The sequence below is a fragment of the Psychrobacter maritimus genome (assembly GCF_904846345.1).
Lineage (GTDB): Bacteria > Pseudomonadota > Gammaproteobacteria > Pseudomonadales > Moraxellaceae > Psychrobacter > Psychrobacter maritimus.
The window spans coordinates 133,793-155,852 of sequence record NZ_CAJHAJ010000001.1 but is presented as its reverse complement, the minus strand read 5'-3'; the positions used below and the strand labels follow the sequence as shown (position 1 = coordinate 155,852).

At 44.5% G+C, this 22,060-nt stretch carries 12 protein-coding genes; 4 read left to right on the top strand and 8 right to left on the bottom strand.

The window, feature by feature from the left end; genetic code table 11:
• The first annotated feature begins 46 nt into the window (after positions 1-46).
• The gene (gene murU, locus JMX50_RS00555; RefSeq protein WP_201628046.1) at positions 47-775 is read left to right on the top strand and encodes an N-acetylmuramate alpha-1-phosphate uridylyltransferase MurU; all 729 of its coding nucleotides are present in this window, start codon (positions 47-49) and stop codon (positions 773-775) included.
• A gap of 101 nt (positions 776-876) precedes the next feature.
• Here the strand turns inward: murU and JMX50_RS13300 are convergent, their stop codons facing one another.
• The 7 genes from JMX50_RS13300 to JMX50_RS00525 all read right to left on the bottom strand — a co-directional run bounded on the left by JMX50_RS13300 (position 877) and on the right by JMX50_RS00525 (position 11,013).
• Entirely contained in the window at positions 877-993 is a 117-nt protein-coding gene (locus JMX50_RS13300; RefSeq protein ID WP_372829867.1) for a DUF2474 domain-containing protein, read from the bottom strand.
• 103 nt (positions 994-1,096) lie between these two features.
• A complete protein-coding gene (gene cydB, locus JMX50_RS00550) occupies positions 1,097-2,113 on the bottom strand; it encodes a cytochrome d ubiquinol oxidase subunit II (RefSeq protein ID WP_201565654.1) in 1,017 nt (338 codons plus the stop codon).
• Positions 2,113-3,618 (bottom strand): cytochrome ubiquinol oxidase subunit I, encoded by a 1,506-nt coding sequence (locus tag JMX50_RS00545; RefSeq protein ID WP_201619800.1) that lies wholly within the window; start codon positions 3,616-3,618, stop codon positions 2,113-2,115. Before JMX50_RS00545 ends, cydB begins: the two co-directional genes overlap by 1 nt.
• A 627-nt stretch (positions 3,619-4,245) precedes the next feature.
• The gene (locus JMX50_RS00540) at positions 4,246-6,810 is read right to left on the bottom strand and encodes an esterase/lipase family protein (protein ID WP_201628045.1); all 2,565 of its coding nucleotides are present in this window, start codon (positions 6,808-6,810) and stop codon (positions 4,246-4,248) included.
• A 506-nt stretch (positions 6,811-7,316) separates the two neighbouring features.
• Positions 7,317-8,498: a tetratricopeptide repeat protein gene (locus tag JMX50_RS00535; protein ID WP_201628044.1), complete on the bottom strand. Its 1,182-nt coding sequence runs from the start codon at positions 8,496-8,498 to the stop codon at positions 7,317-7,319.
• Between the two features lie 276 nt (positions 8,499-8,774).
• Positions 8,775-9,413, bottom strand: a complete 639-nt coding sequence (gene coq7 / locus JMX50_RS00530) for a 2-polyprenyl-3-methyl-6-methoxy-1,4-benzoquinone monooxygenase (protein WP_265088573.1) — start codon at positions 9,411-9,413, stop codon at positions 8,775-8,777.
• Positions 9,414-9,672: 259 nt separating this feature from the next.
• Positions 9,673-11,013, bottom strand: a complete 1,341-nt coding sequence (locus JMX50_RS00525) for an MFS transporter (RefSeq protein WP_201628042.1) — start codon at positions 11,011-11,013, stop codon at positions 9,673-9,675.
• A 366-nt stretch (positions 11,014-11,379) separates the two neighbouring features.
• Here JMX50_RS00525 and JMX50_RS00520 point away from each other — a divergent pair, with 366 nt between their 5' ends.
• Together JMX50_RS00520 and JMX50_RS00515 are read left to right on the top strand one after the other, a co-directional pair.
• Entirely contained in the window at positions 11,380-14,877 is a 3,498-nt protein-coding gene (locus JMX50_RS00520; RefSeq protein ID WP_413786805.1) for a BamA/TamA family outer membrane protein, read from the top strand.
• Positions 14,878-14,975: 98 nt separating this feature from the next.
• The gene (locus JMX50_RS00515) at positions 14,976-19,985 is read left to right on the top strand and encodes a translocation/assembly module TamB domain-containing protein (protein ID WP_201628040.1); all 5,010 of its coding nucleotides are present in this window, start codon (positions 14,976-14,978) and stop codon (positions 19,983-19,985) included.
• A gap of 118 nt (positions 19,986-20,103) precedes the next feature.
• Here JMX50_RS00515 and hemP read toward each other — a convergent pair whose 3' ends face one another.
• Positions 20,104-20,262 (bottom strand): hemin uptake protein HemP, encoded by a 159-nt coding sequence (gene hemP / locus JMX50_RS00510; RefSeq protein ID WP_227672156.1) that lies wholly within the window; start codon positions 20,260-20,262, stop codon positions 20,104-20,106.
• A gap of 255 nt (positions 20,263-20,517) precedes the next feature.
• Between hemP and JMX50_RS00505 the strand changes: the two genes are divergently transcribed.
• Positions 20,518-21,684 (top strand): NUDIX domain-containing protein, encoded by a 1,167-nt coding sequence (locus JMX50_RS00505; protein ID WP_201628039.1) that lies wholly within the window; start codon positions 20,518-20,520, stop codon positions 21,682-21,684.
• Positions 21,685-22,060: the final 376 nt, after the last annotated feature.

Here is a 22,060-nt window from a genome sequence, read left to right as displayed (position 1 = left end):
AATAATTAACAATAGGCAGCAAGACAGCCAACAATAAGGAGCGCGTATGTCGGTACTAACGCAAGCAATGATTTTGGCGGCTGGCAAGGGTACGCGCCTGCGTCCGCTAACACTTGAGACGCCAAAGCCTTTGGTTGAAGTCGGCGGGCAACCACTGATTGTCTGGCATATTAAAGCGCTACAAGCTGCTGGCATTACTGATATTACTATCAATGCATCATGGCTTGCGGACAAGCTGATGCAGACATTGGGTGATGGAGCCGAATATGGCGTCAAGCTGCATTGGTCAGTAGAAGATGATGAGCCGCTTGAGACGGCTGGTGGGATTTTTAACGCGCTACAAACAGGCAAGCTGCAAGATGCGCCCTTTATCTTAGTCAACTCTGATGTTTGGACGACCTATGATTTTGCTCAGTTGCAGGACTATACGCTGGGGCCTGACCAATTGGCTCATTTATTGTTGATTGACAATCCTGAGCATAACAATGGCGGTGATTTCGCGATCAATAATGGACTGGCAAGCGAGCAGCCGATTGCTGATGCCGACAAATATACCTTTGCGGGTATCAGCGTGGTATCAGCTCGACTGGTTGATGGACTGGTCTCAGGGCAGCCAGCGCCACTTGCACCACTGCTAAAACAGGCAATGCTAAAGTTTCAAATTACCGCTGAAGTGATTAAAGACAATTGGATAGATGTTGGTACGCCTGAACGCCTAACGCAAGTGAACGAATTTATTGAAACTCACGGCGTCGATGATCATCGCGGCGCATAAACTGTTCTACGACAGTTAAAATTCAAGCAAATAAAAAAGCAGCGCTGAATATTATAATATTCAGCGCTGCTTTTTTATGGATATAGGTAAAAGGATAAGTTTTATACGCCCATTGCCAGTTTAATTAACTGTGCAATCGTAAAGATAACCAAAAACCCTGCCACATATAAGCCAATAAACCATGCCCATTGTGACTGTTTTTTACTGAGCTTTTTCATAACTATTTCTCCGTAATCTCCCATAACGTATTCTTAAGCTCATTGAGCCAAGCACAGCTATTATCCATTATGTGCAATAGATAATAGCCAACGCTATTCTGCTTTAATACATATGCTCATGGTCGGTTTTGCCCTTAAAGGTATAATAAGCAAAAGCGGTGTAGCTCAAAATGATTGGCAGCATAATACCGGCACCGATGAGCATAAAGGATAGCGAAGTATCGGCAGCAGCAGCTTCATAGATGGTCATCTGATACGGTACGATATACGGGAATATGGCAAAACAAACCCCGATATAGCCCATCAAAAATAGTGCCACAGTCAATAAGAACGGACGATATTCACGTTCGCTGGTCAAATCTTTACGCATCAAGAAAAATAACAGCACCACGATAATGGGCATCGGAGCAAGATACAGCAGACCTGGGAAACTAAACCAGCCTTCAAGCGCATCAATCCCTGAGAAATACATAAATACCGTTACCGCAATCATCGCCACGATTAAAGCAGAGAGCAGCCAACCTGAGACTTTACGTGCCCATACTTGTAGGGTATGTTCAGTTTTAATAATTAACCACGTAGAGCCCAATAAAGCATAGCCAATTAACAAGGCAAAGCCACACATAATTGAGAAAGGTGAGAACCAATCAAAAGGACCACCGGTATATAAACGATTACTGGCTTCTAGACCTTGTACCAATGCCCCAAGCATAATACCTTGGGCAAAAGTCGCCACGACAGAGCCGATAAAGAAGAAACTATCCCACACATAGCGGTGCGAGGTGGCTTTAAAGCGGAACTCAAACGCCACGCCGCGCATAATCAAACCAAATAACATAAAGATGACGGGCAAATAAAGACCGGTCATAATGATGCCATAAGCGACAGGGAAGGCGGCGAATAAACCACCTCCGCCGAGCACTAGCCACGTCTCATTGCCATCCCAAAAAGGGGCAATAGAGTTCATCATGCGGCTGCGGTTTTTATCGGAGCCCGCAAATGGGAACAGAATACCGCAGCCCAAATCAAAGCCATCAAGCAAGACATAAATAAACACAGATAGAGCAATTAAGCCGCCCCAAATTAAGGGTAAATCTAATACATCACCATAGTTAAACATTAGCGTAACCCTCCATCATCGACATCGTCAGCAGGTTTATCCAAGTCGCCTTCACGCCCTTTGGTTTTATCAGCCGCCTGCTTATCACCGCTCAAGGTACGACCTTGTCCTTCAGTGACAGAATGCTCATAGAACTGATCTTCTGACGGATCTTCGTACGGTTTTGGTCCTTGGGCAATCAGACGTAGGATATAAAAACTGCCCGCCCCAAAGACAAAGACATATAGCACGATAAAGCCAATCAAGGTTGTCGCAACTTGCTGCGCCGCAACCGGTGACATACTCTCAGCGGTACGAATGACGCCATATACTGTCCATGGCTGACGACCTGTTTCGGTCACAAACCAGCCAGCAAGTAGCGCGATAAAACCAAGTGGTGTCATCATCATCCATGCTCGGTGAAATAGCTTACTCTCAGGGTTGAACTGTTGTTTTTTAAAGTACTTATAAAGACTAAACAGACCGACGAGCAACATCAACATGCCGATAGCAACCATGATACGGAACGACCAAAAAACAATAGGAACGTAAGGTCGATCCTCTGGTGCCCAGTTCTTAAGTCCTTTAACTTCACCGTCTAATGAGTGCGTTAATATTAAACCTGAGGCATAAGGGATTTTAATTTCGTAATGGTTTTTTTCCGCTTTTTGATCTGGGATGCCAAATAAGACAAGAGGCGCACCGCGCTCATTTTCCCACAGACCTTCCATCGCCGCTACTTTAGCTGGTTGATGTTCTAAAGTGTTTAGACCATGCATATCACCAATCAGTACCTGTGCTGGTGCGACAAATATCGCCATAATCATCGCCATACCTAGCATGACGCGACCGTGTTGTCGATGTTCAGCATGTTTTTTGGACTGTAGATAATAAGCACCAATACCACCAATCACAAAGGCGGTGGTCAAAAATGCCGCCGTCATCATATGCGCATAGCGGTAAGGGAATGATGGGTTAAAGATAATCTCAAGCCAATTGGTTGGATATAGCAGCCCATCAGCGCCCATCAAAAAGCCTTGCGGCGTTTGCATGAAGCTGTTGGCGGCCAAAATCCAAAATCCTGATATCATCGTACCGATGGCGACGATGGCGGTTGAGGCAAGGTGCATACGCTTACTTACCCGTCCCCAACCAAATAGCATAATGCCTAAGAAAGAGGCTTCTAAGAAAAACGCTGTCAATACTTCATAGGCGAGTAGCGGACCTAGGATATTACCAGCTCTGTCTGAAAACACCGCCCAGTTGGTACCGAACTGATAGGACATTACCACGCCCGAAACCACACCCATACCGAATACCACGGCAAATATTTTTACCCAGTGTTTATAAACTTCGGCATAAATAGGCTCACCGGTTTTCAGCCAACGATACTCAAGCACCGTCAGCCAGCTGGCAAGTCCGATAGAAAAAGCGGGGAAAACAATATGCCATGAGATAACGAAGGCAAATTGGATACGCGCGAGCATCAACGCATCAAGTTGATCAATCATAAATGTAGCAAACATAAACGGTTACCCTTATCTGTTAGCTGAATAGCGCTGGCTTCCATGATACGCTCAAGTAACTGTCCGTAACCGTCCATCAATCAGGGCGCTCATTATTACGGGCAATGGCTAAGTATTATTTAGCGGCAAATGTGGTTAAGACAAAACCTTTGGCTAACATAGCGTTAATAACGGCTATGCTTTAGTAACTACTAATCAGTCATCTAAGCAGTAATCGCTGCTATACCTTCATAACTACTAGTTTATAATTACTAAATAGTTACTATTTAGCTAAAGTGAATAATTCATATCCTTACAAATTATTAAATATTCATCAAATGACGGTATTGCTGATATTTGGTATTTAAGTATTATGCGCCCGCCCATTCGTACACGCAAGTTGCACAATCTGGTTATCGCACACCTATTAGTCATAAAGTACTTACAATGTTAGTCAAATAGATTCTAAATAACAGCCATTGTTTAAATATTGTTATCAATATATACATAACAGTAATATGAAAATACATGTTTTAACAATAGGCGTTTACCTTTTTAGGAGTAATAAAAAGTTGAGGGTGTGTGCTATTAGCTAGGTGTGTGCGTCTAGCTAATAGTAAAACCATATTCATGTCCTAATACTTTGTTTTATTGCTGTAATTGTTGATGCAAAATACGGCGTAAGGTCAAAATGGTTTGTGGGTTTTCTTGAATGCTATGACCACCATTAATCACCGTCTCCGACGCTGCACCATCAAGATGCGCACTGGTATAAGGTACGATACCGTCTGATAAGCGCTCTGTTAAGGCTTGCCCAATCTCACCATCGACCGTCACTGCCGCAATGAGCGGCTTGCTTGGTAATTTATCTTCATCAGATGCTAACTCATTGGTGGTATCGGTATCGATAGTTCTAGTTAAACTGTCATCATCCTCTGCTATCTCATGCGATAAGTCGAGCTTGGCTCCGGCGGGTTGCATTTCTGCCAAGCCTTTGGTGATATCGGCATCGTTATTGGCGATGATTGAATGATAGGTGATGCGCTTATTGATACTGATGTCTTTGGTTAATTGAATAAAAGAAGATTTGTCGCTTAATTGACTGGCACCATTTTGTAGATATAGCGCACCGAGCGGGTTTTGTGCCAAGTCGCCTTGAATGGCAAGCGTTGCTAAGTTATCAGTGACTGTTTTTACCAAACCAACGGGCAAATAAACAATGCGGCGTAGCGCACGGGTAAACCAACGGTCGGCATAATCGGTACCACGAAAAGGCGACGATAAAAATACTGCTGTATCGACTTGCGGTAAGGCTTTTAGCTCAAAACGCTCTCGTAGCTGCTGTTGGCCAAATGATTCTTTCAGCGCGTCACGTATTTTGCGCTTCTCATTCATTGACAGGACATTTTGGTCGTCCAGTCTGTCTAAGTCATCGACTAAGTTCTCATCAGAGAGCATCATACGGGCGATGATACCGCCCATACTATGGCTAATAATGACGCTATTTTTGCTAGCAATATTTTGCCCTTTAGGGTCTGTTTGCTCATAAGTTGCATTGATGAGCTTTTGGATTTGGTAACGATTTTCTAGTATAGGCAAGTTGGTTGGATAAAAAATTTGCCAGACTTGATAATTATTACGCAATTTGTCGTCATTAAAAATATCGTTGGTCAAATTGACCCACGTTGCTGGGCTTGATGCCAAACCATGTAGCATAATGATGACACGCTTATCAGGGTCATAAGGCTCTAACATAAAGAGCTTTGGTAAGCTGGCTTCTTTTTGGCGGGTAATCAGGTTTAAATAACCGACGCCATCGAGCTGATTTTCTGCCAACCATAAGCCGTATCCTGCTGAAAAGTTGGCGGCAAGCGGATAGTCATCGCCCAAGATATTGGCGCTCTCGCTGCGGTACGGGTTATATAAATGAATATCGAGCTGCTTGCTGCTCAGGGTATCGAGCACGCTATCACCAGCAGGCTTAATCAAACCGGTCATCAGTAAATGTCCGGTTGGATAAATGCGTGTGCTGGCATCATCGCTGTCTACATTTGCCTTTGCTAAGTTGTCCTTTACTAAATCATCCTTCGCGCTGTCATCTGCATTTTGATTACGGGCTTTTTGAGGGCTGGCTTCTTGATTGAGCCTGCCTGATAGTGAGGAGACCAATAGTTGGCGAATGGTGGTGGTATAGCGATCATCTAGTGAGGCGACCAAGCTGATACCCAAACCTGGGCGTTTACTAATGGAGTTCAATCCAGAGAGGCGCAGCTCGTAGGTCGAGACCAAATCCGCTAAGGCAGAGGTTTGTTGATTGGCGTTTTTTAGATAGTTATTTTCATTGGGCAAATAGACATTGAGATTATAGTCGTCTATTTGCATTTTCATGACTTTGATTTGATCGGTTGGCTGACCAGTTACGGCGGTACGATTGGCAATCGCGGCTTGCTCGCTGTTATGACGATTATTTGATGTCGTTGGTAAATATTCTGTTTTGGTATTGCCCATCATTTTATTGCTGCCGTCAGCCGACTGATAGAGCTGGGTGATGACATCGTTACTGGCGGCGTTATAGATATCTTGGGTTTGGATATCCACATCGCTTGGGATACGGCTTTTCGCCTGCGACCGAGCGATCTCTTTATCCGCGCCTTCAAAGTCATGTTCTAAGCTGTCATAAAATAAATAGGTATAACTGGATTTGATGGCATCAAAAAGCCTGCCTTGATAACCAACCAAGCAGCTATCGGTTCTTTTTTGCTGTGCCTTGGCATCATCATCGCTTAAAGGGGCGTTGGCATAATAAGGGTCAAGTGGTGGGCGGGCAAGGGCATTGCGGCAGTCTTTGGACGCGGCGAGCTGGCGTGCTTTGGCATAATGCAATTCGGCAAATACCGCCAATGCGGGACGATAGTGCTCATTGAGCATGCTGTCCGTAAGCTGCGTTAAGCACAGATCAAACTGCTGCATACAAGCTTGCTCGTTAAGCCCTGCTGACAATAAAGCCGAGGCTGTATCGCTACTGAGTTTTTTATCGGTGACGATGTTGCCGCGCTGAGCAGAAATGGTCTTGGCCGACGCCTGTTTATTGACAGAAACAGTACTACAAGCGGGCAATATCGCCATTGCTGCAACTACCGCCAATAGGGCAATAGGTTTTTTATTTTTAGAGGTTGGCGTCAGTACCGCATTGGCAGGGTCAGCGAAAATCATAGGTAATTCCAGTGAATAATAGTCAGGAATGCATCATGAATAAATGACAAATCACTCATTCATATATCAGCATGAGTGTAGCGTAACTTTTGTGCTGCGCCTATCGTATTTGATGGCTTATATTCAAATATCGCAAAATACCGTCAGTTTTTAATGCCGCATTGCAGGCTCAAATAAAAGCGTTTAGAATTTAATATTTAACTAAGTGTTTGAAAAAAATAGCATAGGTTAAAACATAAAAATTGTCAGTTCGGTGCAAGGCGCGTGCTTAGCGAATAAATAAATCCGTAAATAATCTAGTAATAGTTGGCTTAGCGTTTGTATTAGACGCAAAAAAGCGTCTTTATTTTATACTGCCATCATAGCAATATAAAACAAAGACGCTAGAGTTACGCGCTCAAATGATTGATAACAAGGATTTAAACGCGATTTTTAGTAATGAGTGTTACTTTGCTTGATATGTAAACTATCAATACTTAAACAACCAATACTTAGATAACTCTTTATTAAGTACTTGGTTTGATATTCACGTCTGGTGCAGGGATATCCCAAATATAGAACTTACCATCTTCGATAAGTTTGATTTGTTGGCGAATCACCGCATTGTCAGGCACTTGTTGTGCTAAACGGCGCAAGCGCTCTAAGGCTTTATCGCGGCGATCACTTAATACGTCAGATTGCGCTAAGCTTTGCTCGGCTTCGGTATAGCCTAGGCTGACCGCTTGATCAAGATATTTTTGACCTTCTTTAAAGCCGCCGCCTTCTGAGAGCATCATGCCATAGATGAAATTGGCTTCACCACTATTAGGTTTCAGTTTAATCGCACGATCGACATATTGTCCGCCGCGTACTGTGTACTCTGAGCCTAAGTCTAAGTTGCGTCCCATGCCATTGAGCTTGGCTGCACGAATCAAGACGTCATAGGAAGCATTTGGCGCTTTGGCATACGGCTCAATCCATTCGGTCATGACTTTGATTTTTTCACGGGCGTTATGACGTTGGGTGCGGTTAGGGAAGTTTGGCGGATAATGGCGCGCATTTGGTGACACCTCTTTAATAAAGTCATCGAGTAAGCTGACGTCCAGCTTATCGGTACCAAGTCCTTGCTGCTGCGGTATTAGCACGGTCGGCACAAAGCTAATATCTGAGATATTGACTTGCGGTGCTGGGATATTCGGCAGCTGACCGCCACGTAAATCGATACCCGTTGCAGTCATTGGTCCACGCTCATAAACACGTGTGGTGCCTGTCAGTTCAGGGGCGTTTGGTGCTGGTACGGCTGGTGGCTGAGCCATGTTAGTGGTATTTAAAGGCGCACGGTTTGGTTGGGCGTTAGCCTGTTGAACATTGCTTTGTTGGGCATTGTTGCCTTGAGTAAATGTTGGTTGCGCCACATTATTTGGTTGAATGCTATTTTGCTGAACGTTGTTTTGTGGAATAGCCGTGTTCGCTTGCGCGTCAGTTTGAGCCGTACTGACAGCAGTATTCGGCTTGGCTAAGCGAATCACACGTTTAGTAGAATCGATTGCGCTAGGTACTGCGGTAGTGGCAGAAGCAGCTGCTGCGGTATCAGCTTCTGCTGCATGAACAGGGGCAGATAGCATCATGGCACAGGCAGCGGCTAATGCAGTTAAAGTCGCAAACTTCGGTGCTTTGTGAGAGGTAGTAGGGTGGTTAATCGCTTTCATAAAAATAGTTACCTTATTTATTTAATAATAAATTTGTTTAATAGTCATTTTGTTTGCTGAATCGTTAGTTATCAATCCATCCATTGATTAGTGGTTATGTCTTAGCATTCCGTAAAATCGTACAAATTTTTCATACCCTAGCAAATTAATCTGAGTGCTAACAGTAGTAGGATTGTTAAAAATGAATAATAACCCGTTATCGCTAGCTGTTATCGCAAAGACTTATCCTAATATAATAGTGGCTATATACTAGTGCTTATTATAGAGGATAAACGGTTATAGATGATAAGCGGTGGCTTTCATGCGATTGGCCATCCAGCGCATGCTATGACGTACCGGTGGCGACAATGCCGCGCCGCCATTGGCCAGTGCCAGCTCGCGATGGTGCAATTCCTCAATGTCCATTTGCGCCAGTATTTCTCTTGAGCGTTTATCTTGTGGTGGTAATTGCCCAATATGGTCTTGCAAATGCTCGCTGACTTGTGCTTCAGTTTCTGCGACAAAGCCCAAACTAAACTCATTGGAGATAGCACCTGCTACCGCGCCAAGCCCGAAAGACATGCCATACCATAATGGCGTAAAAAGACTAGGGTGGCTGCCAAGCTCATCCAAACGGGTCTCGCACCATACCAGATGATCGACTTCTTCTTCAGCCGACTGTTGCATCGCTTGCTTGACGTTATCGTCTTTTGCCGCAAACGCTTGCCCGTGATATAGCCCTTGAGCGCATACTTCGCCAGTATGGTTGATACGCATCAAGCCTGCGACATGACGCGCCTCAGTAATACTGAGCTCAGGAATCTCATCACTACTCACGGGCAGGGGGCGGGTGCTAGGATTTGAATGCGGTACGACCGCTCGCAATGCCTTGTCTACCCCAAGTAACAGCTGATCAATTTTTGATAAGGGACGCAGGGCCATGGTTCACTCCTGATGGCTGTGTTTATTATAAATATATTTACGATTAACAGGTTTTAGCTATCTACATTTTTCTTACGACAGCACTTTTATGTGCATAGCCAGCACTGTTTGTAAGCTGCCTGATTTGCTGATAAGCCTTACTATAGCAAACAACTATAACAAACAATATAGAATGTCGGCAGCAAAATTAATAGCTTGATGATTCATTTATAATATCTATTCACAGGGCTGTTAGCTCATATTGCCAACATCTTTAATCTTGTCGATTACGTTCGTCATCATGGGTTTGGATGACTGCTTGCTTAATATGTTTATTAAGTTTCAGGTATAAAAACACCCCAAAGACAAGATTTAATATGCCGGTGACTAAGAACAATTGCGGTAGGGTTAGACCTAACGCATTTAATACCACAATCGAAAAAATCGCCGAGCTCACCATAAAGATGGCGTTAAAGATATTATTGGCACCGACGATGCGTGCACGATGGCTTTTTGGCGCATAAGCTTGCATAGAGGCATATAAAGGCACGATATATAAGCCGCCACTAAAGCCCAAAAAGAACAGGTCGGCAAACACACGCCAGCTACCGCTCATACCCCATAAATCACCAATACCGAGTAACGCCTCTGTATTAACATCAATATTCAACCCTGACAAAGAAAAATATAAATCAATGGCAAATATACTAAGACCAGCGATACCAAAGGGTAATAAGCGCAGACTGACTTGGTTTTTGGTCAATGATTTACACAGTAGCGAACCAATCGATACGCCAACCGAAAATAGCGTCAATAGGAAAATAACCACGGACTCATCGCCATGCAAAATGACTTTGCTGAACTCTGGCGTTTGGGTCAAAAACGTCGCCCCATAAAACCAAAACCAGCTATTACCAAGTATGACAAAGAATAAAAAAGGCAAGGAGTATAAATAGCGCACCGTCGCCATGCTGGTGGTAAAGATGTTCCAATTAATCTTCAGGTCAGGCTGCATCGCTGGCATGGTTGTAATAAAACGGGCGGCAAAATAACCTATCGCCGCTACAAATAGCACAGTGACACTAATCCAAAATAGCGGCTGTGTTATCTGGGTCAATACCCCGGCGATAATCATACCGAGCAAGATGGCAAGCGAGGTGCCCATTTGGAACAAACCATTGGCACCGACCAGCTCATTTTCTTTCATTGCTTGCGGCAAATAGGCATACTTAATCGGACCAAAAAACGTCGATTGTGTCCCCATCAAAAACAGCGCCACAAATAATAGCGCATACCACTCAAAGACAAAGCCTACTGCGGCAATGATCATGATGGATATCTCAAGCAATTTAATCAATCGCGTCAGTTTTGATTTTTCAAACTTATCGGCGATTTGACCTGCCAAGGCTGAAAATAAAAAATACGGCAAAATAAACAACATCGCCGCTAAGTTATTTAAGATACTGACTTCCATGCCCAGCTGACTGGCAGCGGTGTAAGTCAGCACCAATATCAGCGCCTGCTTAAAGATATTGTCATTGAACGCGCCCAAAAACTGGGTGAAAAACATGGCGCTAAAACGGCGGCGCTTAAATAATTGAAACTGATTGGCCATGAAAATTCCTACAGATGGGTCGCAGCTAGTATAGTGAGAACAAGGTAAAATGCAGTGATTGATATATAGGCAATTATCAACAGTATCAAAAACTTATCGAAATATAGCATAGGTTTTATCAATGTTAAGCCGTATAATAGCAAGGGTTTGGTAAAAATACATGCGCCCGATGCTATGATTTGATAATTAACTAAGTTATGATTTGTAAATTTTAGCCGACCAAACCCATAATCTCAGTTAACTGCTCTACGTTTATTCACCGGTAAAACGGGGCGATTGTAATCGACCGTAACCTTGTGCCGCGTGAGGTGATAGGAACTAAATATGAAACATCAGCCTTCAACTCTAGCGCGCCCCTTATCGGTTATGCCGCGTGATACGTCAGACATGCCGCCGCACTCCGTTAAGCTTACTCATCTTAGTAACGGTAATCCGCGCGTTTACTTTACGCGGACGGCAATTTTTAGTGCGTTGACCACAAGCTTGGTTGGTTTTGGCGTGAGTGTTGGTATGGCACCTGCCGCCTTTGCCGCTACCGATTTAAACACTAGTACTGCCAATAATCCAAGTAGTAGCCAAGTTATTAAAAATATCGAAAGTGATGCGTATGAAGATAGCCAGCTTGATATCGCTTTAGATGCCTTGCGCCTAAAAAAGGCCGTCGAACAAGGTATTATCGATCAATCGGTATTGGATGATTATAGCGAGCAAAACCTAGGTATCAAAAAGCCTAATGCAAAAAAATCAGAAACTGGCGCTAAGAAAAACCCTAGCACGCAAACAAATAACACGGATAACTCGCAGTTATCAAATAATGATATCGATAGTGTTAATGACTTTGCTAATAACATTGCTAACAACATTGGTGAGGGCTTGGATAATCTAGGCAACAACCAAGCATTTGATAGCAATGAAAACTTAGAGCAGCAAGTCAATAGCGTGCAGCAGCAAGGCTATCAGATGATGACGCCTGCAGAGATTGACCGTGAATTGGCGGCGATGGATAGGCAAAACGCCCAAGATATTGACAGCCTTAATAGTAGCACTGGCGTGAATAACATCGATGGCATACGTCATAATGATAGCGACTTTGATAGATTGGATGGATTCGATGCGCCAGTGGCGACGTTAAATGATACGCCGCCACCGATTGGTCTGGACGTTGACTTGGATGCGACTACCCTGCCAGCACCAAGCAATCTTGACACCTTAGGTAAAAGTGAGACGGCTGCTAAACAGGCAGAAACTGACGATACTAATGATGTGATGTCACGTCCTATTAATGTCAGTGATTCTGTCAGTAGCGGCAATACTGATTCAGAAGTGGATAACGCTATTTTAGTGAATGATGCTTTAGAAGATAGTAGTGATGCCATTAATATAGAAAATGCGACGTCAGGTAGCATTAATCCTGATGATTATTTGCCTAATTATGAAAATGATATTGATGCAGTCAAGGAAAGTATCGAGCAAGCGGCAAAACCCAAACCGAAGGCACGCAATAAAAAAGGCAATATCGTTAAGCGTCTTTACAATCGCTTCTTTAATGAGGGCGCGATCGCGCTACCACACGTCGAAACAACGATTTATTTGCAACAAGCCGCGGCGGACAATTTAAATAGTAATACTGAAGACAATACTGCAAACAGTACCCCAAATACTAAGCCAAAACTGACCAAAGCGGATGATGATATTCAACCCTTTAAGAATATCAAAGCTGCGCTCGATGACACTACCGTTCAGTCTGTGGTTGATTTTACCGCTGCGCTACCGCGTTTACGCCAAACGGCACTAGATGCGGCAAAAGCCGTTGGTTACTATGAAGTGACCTTGCGTTTACGCCAAACCAATAGCGATACTATTGACGTCATTATTGAGAAGTTGGGCGAGCCAGTACGCGTTGATAGCCGTATTGTCGATATCCGCGGCGAAGGTAGTGAGCAAGCAGAGTTTGCCGAGCTTGAAAAAGACTTACCGCCAAAAGAAGGCGATATCTTTAATCACCGCGTTTATAAAGACAGTAAAGCAGCACTTGAGTCGCTCAGTAATACCTATGGTTACTTTGATCAATATTGGCTAAATAAATCGGTCGATATTATCTTGCCGGACAATACGGCCGATGTGTCGCTGGTCTACAATACCGGCGAGCGCTATGAATTTGATGAAGTGGTGTTTTTTACTTATGATCAAGAGTCGGGTACGTTGACGCGTGATCCGGAAAAACTGCCGGTGGAATTGTCCTTATTACATCAGCTGCTTGGCTTTAAAGCGGGCGACCCTTTTTATCGTCCCGCAGTGACTAAGTTTAGTAATGATTTATCAGCGACCCGTTACTTCAATACCGTCAACGTCGAGTCGATTTTGCCACCCGATGAACGTACGGAAAGCAGTACCTTGGCGTTTGATAATTCCCCTAATGCCAATATTGCTGATAATGGTACTGACGCTATTGATAATGTCTCTTATGTCAGTGATACTGAGCAATATGGCGATAACAATAGCCAAAATGAGGGTGAGCGCTACGCCAATAGTGGCGAGACCGTTAATCCAGATGACATCGCTGCTATTGAGTTTAAAGCTGATGAAGAAACACTGGATAAACTGCAAGCCATTAAACAAAAAGCTGAACGTTTAAGCCGACTGCCAAGCGATCGGGTATTGGACGAAAAAGACCAAGCAACCAATAGTATTTTGGGTAAAATCAGTGACTCTATTAGTAATATTGCGCAAAAGATTTTCCCTGATGAAAAAAGTATCCTTGCTGATGAAAACTTTGTCCCACCGACACTGGCCGGACGTAAAACCCCGCAAGAGGTGTTAGAAAATAAAAAAGTACCGCTGTATGTCTTTGTCTCTGCCAGTAAACCACGCGATGCCCAAGTCGGTATTGGTTATGGTACCGATACGGGTGTACGTGCAACCGCCAAGATAGATTATAATTTGCTCAATCGTAAAGGCTATCAAGCAGGGGCAGAGGCCGAAGTCTCCCGAATCACAAAAAATGTCGCCCTTTATGCCAGCCGACCATGGAAGCATCCGTTAAATGATAAGTTGGATGCGCGTTTGACCTATGAAGAAGAGGTCATCGACCAAGGCGAAGGCAACTTTGATTTGTCTACCAGAACCTTAAAAGCGGGACTAGCGCGAAATATCCGCCGTGAAAACGGCTGGGATCGTAGCTACTCTGTGCGCTATCGTTTAGATGAGCTAGCGACGGGCATTGATGAGGCCGAGTTGGACAATCTTCCGGTACGCTTTACCTCGTCTAAACCTACGCAGCAAGCCTTGTTGTTCGGTTATGGTATGAGTAAGACTGATGTCGATAACGCTGCCAATCCTACGCGCGGGTTCCGTCAGTATTATTCGCTTGAAGCAGGTTCAGAAAGTGCATTAAGTGATACCGATTTAGCCATACTACGCGCGGGCGTGAGCGGTCTTTATAGCTTTGGAACTGATGATAAACACCAAATTCTAGGCAGTTTAAATACCGGTTATATTTGGGCCGATGATTTTTATGAAGTGCCTTATAAACTGCGCTTCTTTGCCGGCGGCGACCAAAGTATCCGTGGTTATGATTACGAGAGCTTATCACCGATTGACAAAGGCTATCTGACAGGCGGACAAATACTCGCCGTCGGTAGCGCCGAATATAACTATGAGTTTAAACCGGGTTTCCGTGGGGCGTTTTTCACCGATGTCGGTAATGCTTATGATAAAGATTTTGAGACAGATACCAAAGTTGGCGTCGGTGTCGGTATCCGCTGGGCATCACCAGTTGGCGTGGTACGTGTCGATGTGGCGGCTGGTGTGACGGAGGAGAGTATTCCGGTGCGACTGCATCTCTTTATCGGCTCGCCTTTATAAACAGTAAGCAGCAAACAGTCCTAACTACAGTCTTAAATACAGTTCTATTTTTTATTCTAGCGCATGCTGGTAATCATTCTTTAACGTAGCTGAGTGTCATGTTGACCAAAAATACCCCGCCAAACAAGCCATCAGATGAAGATCCAGCACAACGCGATGCCCGCGCCGTAAGACGTTGGTATCCGCTGTCTTTTTTACTCAAATTGACGGTGCTTATTCTTATCGTACTGGCGATTATGTTCGCCATTTTTTTGTATGCGGCGGGTACTGAATCAGGCACCAAGTTTATTTTAGAGAAAATCAGTGCTGAGACGGGTATCAAATTTAAATATGGTCGTGGCAATCTGCGCGATGGTCTTTGGCTTACGGATATCGATATCGAGGCAAACGAAGACCTTGAGATATTAGTCGATAAAGCCTACGTTAAAATAGGCTGGCGCGCGGTATTTGCCAAAGAAGTGCATCTGCGTGACGCTGATATTCAAACCATTGAGATTATCAATAACAAACCGCCAACGGGTGAGCCGTTCGATTATCGAACCCTCAGTTTGCCAGTCAATTTGCGTTTTGATCAAGCAAAAGTACAAACCATCATTTATAAGCAAGTGACCAAAGAGCCTATCATCGTACATGATATTGAGGCGCGTGATTTGACCTGGGTCGGTAGCGTGGTGAACGTCGGTCGCGGTAAATTGCAATACGCTGATATTGTCAAAGTCAGTGCTTTACAAGGTCATGCAGATTTACAAGGTGACTATCCTTTAGATTTGAGCGCTATAGCTGAGGTAAGCGCGCTAGGAAAGGCTTATATCGACCCATTGAACATTACCGCAACCGGTACGCTTAAACGCACCGTCGGTAAAGTCCGTAGCCGCTATAATGACAGCGATGTCAGCGGCGATTTTGTGGTGCAGGGTTTAGATAGTGACTCGCCATTTCAGGCGAAGCTTGAATGGGATGATATTCTTATTCCTTATGCCGACAGCCAAAATATCCATCTCAAAAGTGGCATGGCGACAGCATCGGGTGTCATCTCAGAGATACGTCTGCGCATCAATACTGAGCTGACCGCCAAAGATATCCCGTCAGGACACTATCAAGGTCGCGGCATCATTGCTGATAGCCAACTGCGCGTCGATCGCTTAGATGCTCAGGTGCCAGCGGGTAATCTTGTGCTACAAGGTATCTTAGACTGGAAGGGTAGCTTTGATGCAAAGGTGCGCGCAACCGGCAGTAATTTTGATATTCGACGGGTGATTCCTAAGGATTACGCTGATTTTAAAGCGTACGCGCCGCAAAAGCTCAATGGTCGTTTGTCGGTACATTATCAGCATAAAAACAAAGCTGGCAATCTAGAGATGGATGCAGATTTGCGTCAGCGTGATGGTGAACACGTTAATGCCAATATCGTGCAAGGTAAACCCTTAGCCCGTGGCAGAACCTCTAAATCTAAGCAAATAACGCCTTGGTATATCGATGCCAAATGGCAGAACCTTGTGCGTCGTAATGTGCCTAATATCGGCAATATTAATAGCCCAAGCGGACAAGCAAATGTCATCATGCGCGGCGCGAATTTATCAGTTGACGGTAAGGCGGTGATTAACGAGCTAAATGCCGCCCCTAAAGGCAACTACGATTTACGTGTGCGTAAAGCGGGCGATGTCATCGATATCAACCGTCTTAATTATAAAGGCGTAGTAGGTGATTTATCTGGCACAGGTCAGATTCAATTAGCGAGCAAAAAACAGCCGCTAACTTGGCAGATTGATGCGCGTACCACGGGTTTATTACCCAAGAAATATCGTAGTGATTTACCACTTGAGCGTCTGACAGGACGTATCAATGCACGCGGGCGCATGCTCAATATCAGTAAAAACCGCGTCAAAGGTCAGCGTCATATTGTCAGTTTTAACAGTACCGATCTGCAAGCAAACCTCGATGCCAGCCAAGATAGCCGCGCTATCGGTATCACGGGTAGCGGTGATGCCAGCGTTGATATTATCGGCGGTGAGCTATCCGTCTTTGACGCCCGTTTCGATGGGCACATTGATACCGCTGATGTACCAAAAGGCAGCTTATCGATTGATGCCGCTGGGACGCCAAAGCTGATTCGTATCCGTAAACTCAACTACAATGGTGAAGCTGGTGCAGTAAAGGCGAACGGTGTTATCGACTTACGCCAAAACATCGGCTGGACGGTCGATGGTCGCTTTGATAAATTTAATCTCGGCTATTTCTTACCGAATAACGCGGCCATTATCACTGGTGACTTAAAAACCAGCGGCGTGTGGCAAACCGCGCCAAAAAATAATGCTAATGCGAAGGGTAAACTTAAAAACTTTGCGGTAAATTTTGATGGTGTATTAGACGCTGAGCAATTACCAGCCGGCAAACTCACCATTGATGCCAGTGGTGACGCTCAACTGATTCGTATCAAGCGTTTCCGCCATGTCGGCGCGGCAGGCAGTATCGATGCTAATGGTACGGTTGATGTGCGTAAAGGTATCGCTTGGGATATCAAGGCGGTGATGAATCGCTTTAACTTGGGCTATTTCTTTAAAGACATCCCAAGTACCATCACAGGCAGCATCGATACCGATGGGCGCTGGGGCGATAACCAGCAAATCATTAATATCAAACAAGTTAACCTAAGTGGTATGTTAAAAGGCCAGCCACTAAGTGCCAAAGGTAGCCTAGCGGCGAAGATGCGTCTACCAAAAGACTTGGCCAGTTATTTCAAACGCTTGCAGGCGCAAGATGCACAGGCACAGTATAAGCAAGTCAATGCGTTAATCGACAGCTTAAATGCCAATAATTTGGTGCTGCGTTGGGGCGATAATTATCTTACTGCCAATGGTAACGCGAAGCAGCTACAAGCTAAGATTAATATCACCAGTCTCGACCAGCTCTCAGATAAGCTTGCTGGTAAAGTGACGGGCGGGGCGACCTTATCGCAGCCAGCAGGACAGGCGCTGCCAACGATTTATATTGACTTGGTTGGTGAGCGTCTTGCGCTACCGGGCTTTATTTTGCGTCAAGGTCGTATCCGCGGCAAGCTGGTCAATTTATTCAATAGCCCAAGTCAGCTTATTGTCAGCGCTGAAGGTTTGGATGTTGCAGGGCAAAGCTTTAAGAAGATTAATGCAACCTTTAATGGGACTGAACAGGCGCATGTGGTCAATCTTGATGTGGCCAATGATGAGCTTGATATCTCTGCCAAGCTCAAAGGTGGCTTTAATCGCGATAAACTCAGCTGGTCAGGGGTGATTGGTAAAGGCCGCGTCAAATCAAAATATGCGACGTTAAATCAATTACAACCTGCCCAGCTCATTGTGAATTTACCCAAAAAACAAGGCAATCAATCAACGGACTTAAAGGTACAGCTCGCCGCCCACTGTTGGCAAGCGGCTGATCAAACGGGCAAGCTGTGTTTACGTGAAAACTTAATTGCCTCACCTGCCAGTGGTCAGGTTAATTTGGCCGTACAAAATTTGGATACGTCTTTGTTTGCGGTATTTTTACCAAAAGACATTGATTGGCAAGCGAAAATTAATGGTAAAGCCATCGTCGGTTGGCAACGTGGTCGTCCGCCAACGATTAATACCACGCTGTACTCTGATAACGGCAAAATTGGCCTCATTCAAGATGGCGATAGTCAGCCGGTTACCTTGCCTTATAAGCGGGTATCACTGATTGCCTTATCAGTACCGAATGGTCTAAAAATACGTACGGATATCAATACCGGTCATGGCGCACGTGGCTATGCCGAAGTCATTATTGACCCCTATAAAACACCGAAACCCATCTCGGGCGCATTAGTACTTAACGAGCTTAATTTGGCGGTATTTAAGCCATTTTTCCCTGGTATGCGGGTGCTCGAAGGCAATATTACTATGGCGGGCGGCTTAGGCGGCACGCTCGATAAGCCGCAGTTCTACGGTGATGTGAAATTGGTTAATGGTCGCATCGCGATGCTTGATTTACCCGTGAATTTAAGAAAGGTCAATGTCGATGCCAAAATTCGCGGCACGCAAGCGACTATCGATGGTACCTTTAATAGTGGTACAGGTACAGGTACGTTAACGGGTACGGTTAATTGGCAACAAAAACTACAGGCTAAGCTCAGTATTGTTGGCGAGCGTTTGGTATTAACCCAGCCGCCATTGTTATTGGCTGAGGTTAATCCTGATATCGATATCATCGTGCGTCCGGGTGACCGTTACGTCAATATCACTGGCGCCGTGAGTGTGCCATCAGCGACCATTCGTCCACCAGAAGCCAGTGAGGATATTATTACCCAAACCGAAGATGCCGTCGTGCTTGATCGGCGTTTGATTGGTAATATTGATGAGGTTTTAGCCATCTCAAAACCTTGGTCAATCAATGCTGATATCGGTATCGACTTGGGCGATGATATTAACTTCCGTGGTTTTGGCGCGGTGATTCCTTTAGCCGGTGCGATTCATATCACGCAAAATGGCACGGGTGTTATGCGCGCCAAAGGCGTGGTGCAAGTATCGCGTCGTACCAATATTGATGCCTTTGGGCAAAATTTAGAGCTCAATTATGGTCAAGTGCGCTTTAATGGCGATGTGATGAAACCCAATCTTAGCATTGAAGCGGCTAAAAACATTAGCGGTAAAACAGTCGGCGTGCGTGTCAAAGGCAACACGGAAAATCCAAATATCATTGTCTTTAATAATGCCGGTCTCACCCAGCAGCAAGCGATGAATGCCTTGATAACCGGTCGTATTAATAATAAGAGCGCCACGCAGATCAGTGAGCAGGGTTTTAAATCGCAGGTGACCAATAACCTTGCAGCAGCAGGCTTAAGCTTTGGGCTTAGTGGCACGCGCACTTTGACCAACCAGATAGGTCAAGTGTTTGGTTTACAAAGCCTGACCGTTGATGCGTCAGGCAGTAGCGAGGATACCAACGTCAACGTTACCGGTTATGTGACGCCTGATTTATATATTCGCTATGGTGTCGGTGTCTTTAATGCCCAAAACAGCCTATCTATCCGTTATCAGTTAACGCGGCGGATTTATGTAGAAGCAACTTCAGCAGCGGAAAATGCGGTTGATGTGGTTTATAGCTGGCAATTCTAATCGTCTAGCTGCCAGTTGGTCAGTTGGTTAGTCAGTCGAGATTTAGCAAGTGATTTCATTTTATCCAATAAAAAACGCCTTTATCAAAAGGCGTTTTTTTATGAGATGGGCAGTCTGTTTATTTGGTTAAAATTAAGCGGTTGTTACGGGTTAAGCGTAGGCGGTATTCTTCGCCTTCATGCTCAATACGCACCTCTTTAGTCAGCGCAAATAGGTGCTGTGACTGCAGCGTAGGCAAGCGATTTTCACGGCAGTTTAAATAACGAGAGATGACCATGCTCATAGTAAATTCCTTTTGATAAATAGTTCAGTACGAAAAGTGATATAAAGTAAATTATTAACGATAATAATTATCATTTACATTGGCGGTTTTTGCAAGCTATTTGATAAAATAAATGACGGCTATTATGTAAACTTATATAACGCCTTATTCACAAAGGCTATAAAGTCTACCAAGGCTATAAACCAAAATAACAAAGTATCGATGTATTGATAATACGCACCGATAAACGCATTGATAAAGGGCATTAAGATGGCAAATCAAACGACGAACCCAATAAAGCATCCATTAGATGAAAATAAAGTAAGCGACACCAAGGCAATAACTGTCGTCAATGTCGCGGTGGCGGTCATTTATTATGAAAACCAGTATTTGCTAGGGTTTAGAGATGGCTTACAGCATCAAGGCAATCGTTATGAGTTTGTCGGCGGCAAGATAGATGGTCATGAAACTGCCAAGCAAGCGCTTATTCGTGAAGTCGCTGAAGAGACGGGCATCGATATTGCGAGTAATATCGCGGTCAAGCTTGGACGGTTGCATCATGACTATGGTGATAAGCAAGTATGCTTACAGGTCTATAGAGTAGCCCTGAGCGCACAGCAGTACGAAGCGCATAAACATCGTAAGCAAGGTTTAGAAGGGCAAGCGCTAACCTGGGTGGATAAATCGAAGTTACTGGCGGGAGATTACCATTTGCCAGCCGCCAATAAGACCATTCTTGCATGGTTGCGCTTACCGGCACAGATAGCGATTACCTATCCATTGGCACACTTTAACGATGCAGCTGATTCTGCCGCAGCATGGTTGCAATATCATGTGGCGCATCTAAAACAAGATGCTTGGGTTTATGCCCGACCAAAAGCCACAAATACAGATACAGAATATAGTGTGGAGCAGTTGTTGCGCTTACGTCCTGATATCCATGCGATTGTGCCTGATGCGTTAACTGATAAATTAACTGATAAATTAAGCGATGTACTAAATAGCAATGAGACGAATGAGATAGCTATAAACCACCAAATCGTAGCGAGTCATTTAACACAGACGCAGCTTATGCAATGGTCAGACAGTCATCAGAGCAAGGATGTATCTGACTGCAACAATGCTTTAAGCCATTCTTCAAGTTATCCATTAATAGTAAGTTGTCACGATGCCGAGAGTATTGATGCGGCGAATCAGTTGGCACATATGCGTTTAGAGCAGCAATTACCGCCTGTTATTGGTATGTTTCTGTCACCTGTTTTAGTCACTCAAAGCCATCCTGAAACCGCGCCGCTAGGCTGGCAAGCATGGGCGGAATTGGCCGTATTAGCAGATATGCCAGTGATTGCTTTGGGCGGTTTGTCACCAGTGATGAGTGCGCGCGCGGAACAATACGGCGGCGTTGCTGTCGCTGGCATCCGACAGTTTTTTCAATAGTATTTCGCGTGCTTTTTGCGCTATATTTTAGCTATTTTTATAAGCCTTAATTAACGGGGAAGCGCTCGTTAATTAAGGCGCTGATACAAGAGATTAGGTTGCCTGAGAGCAGGCGTTAACTCATGACAAAACACTGATTTCAAAACTCTTTTAACAGTCAGTAACTATGTGTTTACTCTATGTGGCAAACATAGAATTACTTACAAACCGTTGCGTTTTCCTACATTGCGACACTGTTCTCATTAAGCCATTGCTATTACTATAAACCATCAAATTATCAAACGGCGCTGAGTCAGTTTTTAGCAAGCATTATCTAAAAATGGCTTATCTATCATTATCCTTTACCCAGCGCTTCTAAGGTTATGACGCATACTGG

Excerpts from the sequence above, each read along its gene's own strand:
- murU (WP_201628046.1), top strand. The coding sequence starts at position 47 with ATGTCGGTACTAACGCAAGCAATGATTTTGGCGGCTGGCAAGGGTACG.
- JMX50_RS13300 (WP_372829867.1), bottom strand. The coding sequence starts at position 993 with ATGAAAAAGCTCAGTAAAAAACAGTCACAATGGGCATGGTTTATTGGC.
- cydB (WP_201565654.1), bottom strand. The coding sequence starts at position 2,113 with ATGTTTAACTATGGTGATGTATTAGATTTACCCTTAATTTGGGGCGGC.
- JMX50_RS00545 (WP_201619800.1), bottom strand. The coding sequence starts at position 3,618 with ATGTTTGCTACATTTATGATTGATCAACTTGATGCGTTGATGCTCGCG.
- JMX50_RS00540 (WP_201628045.1), bottom strand. The coding sequence starts at position 6,810 with ATGATTTTCGCTGACCCTGCCAATGCGGTACTGACGCCAACCTCTAAA.
- JMX50_RS00535 (WP_201628044.1), bottom strand. The coding sequence starts at position 8,498 with ATGAAAGCGATTAACCACCCTACTACCTCTCACAAAGCACCGAAGTTT.
- JMX50_RS00525 (WP_201628042.1), bottom strand. The coding sequence starts at position 11,013 with ATGGCCAATCAGTTTCAATTATTTAAGCGCCGCCGTTTTAGCGCCATG.
- JMX50_RS00520 (WP_413786805.1), top strand. The coding sequence starts at position 11,380 with ATGCCGCGTGATACGTCAGACATGCCGCCGCACTCCGTTAAGCTTACT.
- JMX50_RS00515 (WP_201628040.1), top strand. The coding sequence starts at position 14,976 with ATGTTGACCAAAAATACCCCGCCAAACAAGCCATCAGATGAAGATCCA.
- hemP (WP_227672156.1), bottom strand. The coding sequence starts at position 20,262 with ATGGTCATCTCTCGTTATTTAAACTGCCGTGAAAATCGCTTGCCTACG.
- JMX50_RS00505 (WP_201628039.1), top strand. The coding sequence starts at position 20,518 with ATGGCAAATCAAACGACGAACCCAATAAAGCATCCATTAGATGAAAAT.